Source organism: Amphibacillus sediminis NBRC 103570, assembly GCF_001552275.1.
Lineage (GTDB): Bacteria > Bacillota > Bacilli > Bacillales > Amphibacillaceae > Amphibacillus_B > Amphibacillus_B sediminis.
On the sequence record NZ_BCQW01000030.1, the window covers coordinates 23,914 to 31,077 of the forward strand.

Consider the following 7,164-nt stretch of genomic DNA (forward strand, 5'->3'; position numbering starts at 1 on the left):
AAGTGTAGGCTTGCCCGCTACAAGCTTTTACGCCGATTTTAATAGTTAGGTCCAAAATTTGAATGTTTTAGAATAGATTAAGATAGAAGAAGGTGACAAGATTGAGCCATTTAGGAATTCGAACACGTATGAATCATATTTTTGAATGGATAATGGTACTTGCGTGGCTTAACACATTGTGGTTAGCGTTTACTTTGTTGGGGTTAGGATTATTTGGGTGGGCACCGGCCACGGTAGCCATGCTGAATATTTTCCGCCGAATTTATCAAGAACAATCTTTAGATCTGGCAATCTTTAAAACATTTGTCCATGAGTACAAGGTTAATTTTTTCAAAGCGAATGCGCTAGGGTGGATGATGCTTGTGTTGCTTCTCATACTAGGCTTTAGCTTTTTAACCTTACCATCGCTAACTAATCTATCATTCTATCTTATGTCAGGGCTGTATTTGGTCATAGTTAGTTTATTTTTGCTGATGGCACTCTATGTCTTGCCAGCTTTTACACATTATCAGACGAGCTTGGTTAATTATTTCAAGTATGCTTTACTAATAGGCCTTTCACATTTTCATTATAGTTTAATTATTTTAATAGCTTTAGTGATTATTTATTTTATATTCACTATTTTTCCTAGCTTATTATTATTCTTCGCTGTTAGTATGCCAAGTGCACTTACGATGTACTTAGCTATGAAGGTCTTTAATCATATTCAACGCATTGGTGCTACACAAAGCAATATCTAGGAATCAAGTGGAAAAACAAGAGAGTGAGAATCTACTTTAACTTTTGGATTTTCCCTTTTTTGTATCAAATCAACAGATTACTCCGAATGACGAGAATAGAGATGGGGTCATGTTATCAAATTTTTATCGCAGTGTAACTGTCTAGGGCTGCAATTACTCGCCCCATCGAAGGTCTTTTGTAAGCCTCCTACTTCAAAAAATATGGGAACAGGTCATGTCTAAGTGGGAGATCCAACAGCCAGTAACGGCCCGATTGGTTCAATAATTAACGTTCAGTGGGGATGGAAAACACTCCCACTAAACGAAGTTTCACTTTATGCAGGGCTGATGCATTTAAGGCCGTTCCAGCTAGAAAAGATAATCGAATAGAAAGGACGAACAATGATGGACAAAATTTATTATGGCGCTGCTTTATACCCTGAATTATGGGATATGGAAACAAATAAAACGGACATCGCTCATATGAAACGGCTGGGTATGAACCTTGCTCGTATTGGTGAATTTGCGTGGTCAACCTATGAACCTGAGCAGGACCAATTTGATTTTACTAAATTGACTGAAGCACTAGATTTGTTAGCTGAATATCAGATTGATGTCATTGTTTGTACGCCGACACCGACACCACCAATTTGGCTGACAGATGGCCACCCAGAACGCTTACATCAAAATAAAGATGGTCAGTGCATGTATCATGGTTCTAGACAGCATATTTGTACAAACCATCCCTTTTTTAGGGAACGGGCTGCAATCATAACCGAAAAGCTGGCCCAAATTGTTGCACGTTATGATCATGTTATTGCTATTCAACTAGATAACGAGTTTAAGTGTCATATTGGCCCATGCTATTGTGATAATTGCAAGCGCTTATGGTCAGATTGGCTAAAAAACAAGTATCAAACAATTGATAATTTAAACACGGCTTGGGGAACAGCCATTTGGAGTCAGACATACTTGGATTTTTCACAAGTTGTTCAGCCATTGCCTACTCCATTTCTACATAATAGTGCCTTAGTTCAAAATTATCACGAATTTACCCATGATAAAATAGCCGAATTTGCTAAGGAACAAGCTGATACGATTCGAACACATACGACTATCCCTATTACGCATAATACCAGTATGTTTTTTGATTTAGACAATGAAAAACTAGCTGAAGCACTTGATTATGTCAGCTTTGATACATATACCCCGCTTGAGAAGCACCCTGGTTTTATCATGAATCAGGATCGCTGGAAGTACTTGAAAAATGAGACACGTGACTATATGTTGCTCGAAACAAGTACATCATATAACGGTCACCTTGAACAATATGGCAAGCTCCACGAGCCTGGTTATGTCAAAGCAGAGAGCTTTGCTACATTTGCTTCGGGAGGTTCAGCCTTCTGTTATTGGTTATTTAGAGGACAGAGGTCCGGCTGTGAGCAACCACATGGCTCTGTTGTTAGCTCTTGGGGAGATCCAACAATCGGCTATCAAAATGTAGTCGAAGTGAGTGAGCTGATTAAGCAAATTGAGCCTTACCTCCACAAGACAAAGGTGCTAGAACCACGTGTGGCCATTACATATTCCGATCGTGCGCGTTCCTTTATCGATGTTGAGCATGGTAGTGAATATGTCTATAAAGATAAGATCACGGATTTTTATAAATTATTTCTAGAGCTAAATCTTGAACGAAAATTAGTGCCAGAAGGACATGATTTGAGCGGATGTCATGTATTATTTACACCATATGCTCATCATCTATCCGACTCATTTTTATCGCGTGTTTTATCATTTATCGAACATGGTGGTGTATGGATTGCTGGACCGATGACGGGCGATCGAACAGGGGAACATACTTGGCCTACTGAAGGTGGATTAGGCTCATTAACATCTATATTAGGAATAAAAGAGATGATTCAATTCCCTGCCACGAACAGCCATCATTATGGAGAAGCATTTGGTTTAGAATCAGAATTGCTGGGACTTAGTAGTTTTTTTGAGGTTGATGACGAAACAAAAGTACTTGGTAAAGTAACGAAAGGACAAGGTCAAGGCAAAGCCTTTTTGATTGAAAAGAAAATCGGAAAAGGAAAATTGGTCATGTTAGGTTCTCAACCTGATGATCAGTTGTTAAAGACGATCATTCATCAATATACTGCACCTCTGATCCATGATCATGCAATTAAGGTGGCTGATCAAATTATGGTCTTTCCACGCCAGACCGAGGACAAAAAAGTACAGTTTTGGTTAGTGAATTTTTCTGATCAGGTAAACCCATTCATTCTAGTTCAACCTTTTAATGATTTAATTAACCAAAGGGAAATGCCGGTTGGTCAATACCAATTGTCTCCTTTTGAGCATTTAATTTTAGAGCAGCGATAAATATGGTCTAGAGGTGAGCGTGTATGCTAAATACAGACGAGATCAGAATAAGAGATCCCTTTGTTTTTGTAGAAACAGAGACAAGCACCTATTATTTATTCGGGACTACAGATGAAAATGTCTGGAATGGAAAAGCGAGCGGGTTTGATTTTTATACAAGTAAGGATTTAACCAATTGGAACGGGCCCTTTCCAGCGTTTCGCCCAGAACAAACCTTCTGGGCTGATCGACACTTTTGGGCGCCAGAGGTCCATTATTATCGGGGATCATATTATATGCTTGCGAGTTTTAAAGCGGCCCAAGCGTGTCGTGGGACTCAAATATTAAAAGCAGATCAGCCTGCTGGTCCTTATTATCCTATAAGTGATCAACCCGTTACACCTCGTGATTGGGAATGCCTTGATGGCACATTATATGTCGATCAAGATCAACAGCCATGGCTTGTTTTTTGTTGGGAATGGCTCCAGGTCGGGGATGGTAAAATGTGCGCATTACGCCTGTCAGAGGATTTACGTACATCGATTGGAAAACCGATCTGCTTATTTAGTGCAAGTGAAGCCGATTGGCCAAGGCCAGTGAATAAGAAAACTGATCAATTTGTCACAGATGGGCCCTTTCTTTATTATGAAAATGGTCAACTATCTATGCTTTGGTCCAGTATTGCAGAACATGGCTATGCGATTGGTGTATCTCGTTCGGTTTCCGGTGAGATTCAAGGACCTTGGCAGCATGAAAGGCAAGTTTTAATTGAGAAAGACGGCGGACATGGGATGCTCTTTCAAACACTCGAAAAAGAGTGGATGCTTGCTATTCATGCCCCTAATCAATCGCCAAATGAAAGGCCAACCTTTATTAACGTAGGGAGGCAGTTACCGCTACAAGGAACGATAAAGGTATAAGTGTGTGTTCAAATAGGTGCCGAATCAGAGGGGAGCAGATCAGGTTTAGGTAACGGAGCAAGCTTTTAGATTGGTAATCGTGGAAAATAACTTAGGTTCAATTGGTTGGAAGGTAAATAATGATCATTAAGCAAAATAAACACCTTTGCACAGATGAGTTCATCTAAGAGATGTCACTCGTTCGATTGCAAAGGTGTTTTGAATTTCCATAGCACAGAAAAACTTTAGCCTTTCACGGTTACCGCTAGGCTAAAAGGTAAAATTAATTTAATTAAAGGTAAAAATAATTGCTATTTATCGAAGTGATTACAAAATAAACTATGTTTATAGGTGGAAAGTGAGGTGAGTGAGTGACCGTTCATCGAATAACGGATAGGATGATTAAAGTGTGCGACACAGTATATTTGTTAGCATATCTCAATATATTGTGGTTTATTTTTACCCTGCTAGGTTTAGTCATATTAGGAATAGCACCTTCAACAGTGGCTATGATCTCCATCCTTAAGGAGAGGCTAGATAAAAATGAAGCAACAAAGATATTTTCGACCTTTTTCCACAATTACAAGCTGGCCTTTAAAAAATCAAATCAAATAGGAATCATTTTTTGGGTAAGTCTATTGCTGTTAAGCTGCGACATAATGATCGTTAGCAAGCTTGATGGAATGATCCAGTATGTTATTTTAACAAGTGTGATTGTCCTGTTCACTTTAATTAGTTTTATGCTTGTGTATATTTTTCCCCTTATCGTATGGACTGAAATGACAATTGTTAAATATTTGCAAACAGCCTTGTTGATGGCAATTGGGTTTCCGCGTCAATCTATCCTAGCACTATCCAGCTGTTTCACCATTTTGACTATTTCACTATTAATACCGGCAATCGGAATATTTTTCTTAGGGAGTGGGATGAGCTATCTTTGTTTAATTTTCTCAGCAAAGGTATTTGATAAAGTGCAGGAGCAAAATGGACTTACTGCTTAATTGGAGGAATAAGTTTACCTAAGTGAGAGGTGAAAAGATGAAAGAACTCTATCTTATCAAGGAAAAAGATATTGCAAAGAAAAGAGTAAAAAGGAGGGCTGCTAAAATTGAGAAAAGAGAAAATGTAGCAGGACTACTTTTTGTCTCACCTATGTTATTGGGGGTTAGTTTTATCGTTCTTCTTCCGATGCTCGCTACGTTTGTTTTAAGTTTTGCAGATTGGAAGTTTATATCAGGCTTTGAACAATTGGAATGGGTCGGTTTTCAAAACTTTATCGATCTATTTAGTGATCACGTTTTTATAAGATCAATGATTAATAATGGCTTTTTTATCTTAACGGTTCCAATCACGATGGCAATTTCACTTTTACTGGCTATTGTAATTGATAAACATGTTTTTATCAAAGATTACTTTAAGGTAGCATTTTTTATGCCATATATATCAAGTGTAGTAGCTGTGGCTACCGTATGGCAGGTCCTATTTCATCCGTCAGCAGGTCCAATCAATCAAACCTTAATCAGTTGGGGCATCGAAAACCCTCCTGCTTGGATTTCTGACCCGAATTTTGCGCTAATATCATTAATGCTCATTCATACATGGACATCGATTGGTTTTAATCTCATTGTCTATCTAGCAGGGCTGCAATCGATTCCTAAAGAACTTTACGAGGCTGCTGAAATGGATGGGGCAAACCTATGGTGCAGATTCAGAAATATTACATTACCCTTGATTTCACCTACTTCATTCTTTCTGCTAATAACAGGTATTATTGCTACATTTAAAGTATTCGACCTTATTGCCGTGCTAACTGCTGGTGGTCCACTTAACTCAACAACCATGCTTGTTTGGCACTTGTATCAAACTGCATTTATAAATTTAGAGATTGGCTATGCATCAGCCATTGCCGTTGTTTTATTCTTATTTGTTATTACGATAACCATCCTACAATGGATTGGACAGAAAAAATGGGTCAATTACTAGATAAAAGGAGGTTAAATTAATGGGTCAACATATTAAACCACTCATGATCAAGACGATCATAACCTTGATCATGTTGATTTGTAGTATAGTCTTTTTGCTACCATTTATCTGGATGATCACAACCTCTTTTAAAATAGAAGCGGATGTGTTTAAATATCCGATTGAATGGATTCCTAATACATGGAATGCAATCAATAACTATACGGAAGTTTGGTTTGGCGATTATCCTTTTTACACATATTATTGGAATTCGATAAAGGTTGCCGTATTAACAACCGTTCTATCCGTTATCGTATCAGCACTAGCCGGTTATGGTTTTTCTAAAGTTAGGTTCCCTGCGGGCAAATGGTTGTTCTTAATTGTTCTTGCTACCTATATGATCCCCCCACAAGCGAGCTTAGTGCCACAATTTCTAATGTTTAGACAAGCAGGCTTATTTGATAGCCATATAGGGTTAATTCTGTTAGGGAGCTTTAGTGTACTTGGTACATTTATGCTTAGACAATTTTTTATGGGCATTCATACTGATCTGATCGAAGCAGCGAAGATTGATGGCGCAGGTCATTGGATTATTTTCTGGCGCATTGCAATGCCCATCGTCAGACCCGCAATCGCGACTTATGCGATATTAAGATTTATTTGGACCTGGAATGACTATCAAAATCCATTGATTTTTTTAAGAACCGACCAATTATATACCATTCAATTAGCGATGCAGAAATTCACTACAATTAATGGAGAATTTTATTCGTTAATGATGGCTGCTGCTGTGTCAGCTATTTTGCCACTTTTACTTGTTTTTATCATTGGGCAGAAGCAGGTGATTGAGGGGATTGCGTTGGGTGGTGTTAAGGGTTAACTTAAATGGGTAGTTCACTATGTCACCAAATGATAAGCGGCGCATCTCGTTGTTGGCTCGATTTTGCGCGACTCACGTATCTAAGGGCATACGCTACGTTGCTCAAATCATCGCCGCCTCGACCTGCTTGCTTCTAATTCGGCAACCTATTGAACATTTATCTAAATGGGTAGTTCACTATGTCACCAAATGATAAGCGGCGCATCTCGTTGTTGGCTCGATTTTGCGCGACTCACGTATCTAAGGGCATACGCTCCGTTGCTCAAATCATCGCCGCCTCGACCTGCTTGCTTCTAATTCGGCAACCTATTGAACATTTATCTAAATGGGTAGTTCACTA

Annotated in this window: 6 protein-coding genes; all 6 read left to right on the forward strand. The window is 38.8% G+C overall.

All coding sequences use genetic code 11. The annotated features are described in order from the left end of the window. Positions 1 to 101: 101 nt before the first annotated feature. The 6 genes from ASE01S_RS13620 to ASE01S_RS13645 all read left to right on the forward strand — a co-directional run bounded on the left by ASE01S_RS13620 (position 102) and on the right by ASE01S_RS13645 (position 6,824). The gene (locus ASE01S_RS13620) at positions 102 to 740 is read left to right on the forward strand and encodes a YesL family protein (protein WP_067843528.1); all 639 of its coding nucleotides are present in this window, start codon (positions 102 to 104) and stop codon (positions 738 to 740) included. A 384-nt stretch (positions 741 to 1,124) separates the two neighbouring features. After that, positions 1,125 to 3,104: a beta-galactosidase gene (locus ASE01S_RS13625; RefSeq protein ID WP_067843531.1), complete on the forward strand. Its 1,980-nt coding sequence runs from the start codon at positions 1,125 to 1,127 to the stop codon at positions 3,102 to 3,104. 23 nt (positions 3,105 to 3,127) lie between these two features. Beyond that, positions 3,128 to 4,003 (forward strand): glycoside hydrolase family 43 protein, encoded by an 876-nt coding sequence (locus tag ASE01S_RS13630; RefSeq protein WP_067843536.1) that lies wholly within the window; start codon positions 3,128 to 3,130, stop codon positions 4,001 to 4,003. Positions 4,004 to 4,389: 386 nt separating this feature from the next. After that, entirely contained in the window at positions 4,390 to 4,983 is a 594-nt protein-coding gene (locus ASE01S_RS13635) for a YesL family protein (RefSeq protein WP_067843539.1), read from the forward strand. Between the two features lie 37 nt (positions 4,984 to 5,020). Then, positions 5,021 to 5,965 carry a carbohydrate ABC transporter permease gene (locus ASE01S_RS13640; RefSeq protein ID WP_067843542.1) on the forward strand — a complete coding sequence of 315 codons (945 nt, stop codon included), beginning with the start codon at positions 5,021 to 5,023 and terminating at the stop codon, positions 5,963 to 5,965. Positions 5,966 to 5,984: 19 nt separating this feature from the next. Continuing rightward, positions 5,985 to 6,824, forward strand: a complete 840-nt coding sequence (locus ASE01S_RS13645) for a carbohydrate ABC transporter permease (protein ID WP_067843546.1) — start codon at positions 5,985 to 5,987, stop codon at positions 6,822 to 6,824. Positions 6,825 to 7,164: the final 340 nt, after the last annotated feature.

Coding starts and splice junctions, on each gene's coding strand:
- ASE01S_RS13630 (WP_067843536.1), top strand. CDS start 3,128: ATGCTAAATACAGACGAGATCAGAATAAGAGATCCCTTTGTTTTTGTA.
- ASE01S_RS13640 (WP_067843542.1), top strand. CDS start 5,021: ATGAAAGAACTCTATCTTATCAAGGAAAAAGATATTGCAAAGAAAAGA.
- ASE01S_RS13625 (WP_067843531.1), top strand. CDS start 1,125: ATGGACAAAATTTATTATGGCGCTGCTTTATACCCTGAATTATGGGAT.
- ASE01S_RS13645 (WP_067843546.1), top strand. CDS start 5,985: ATGGGTCAACATATTAAACCACTCATGATCAAGACGATCATAACCTTG.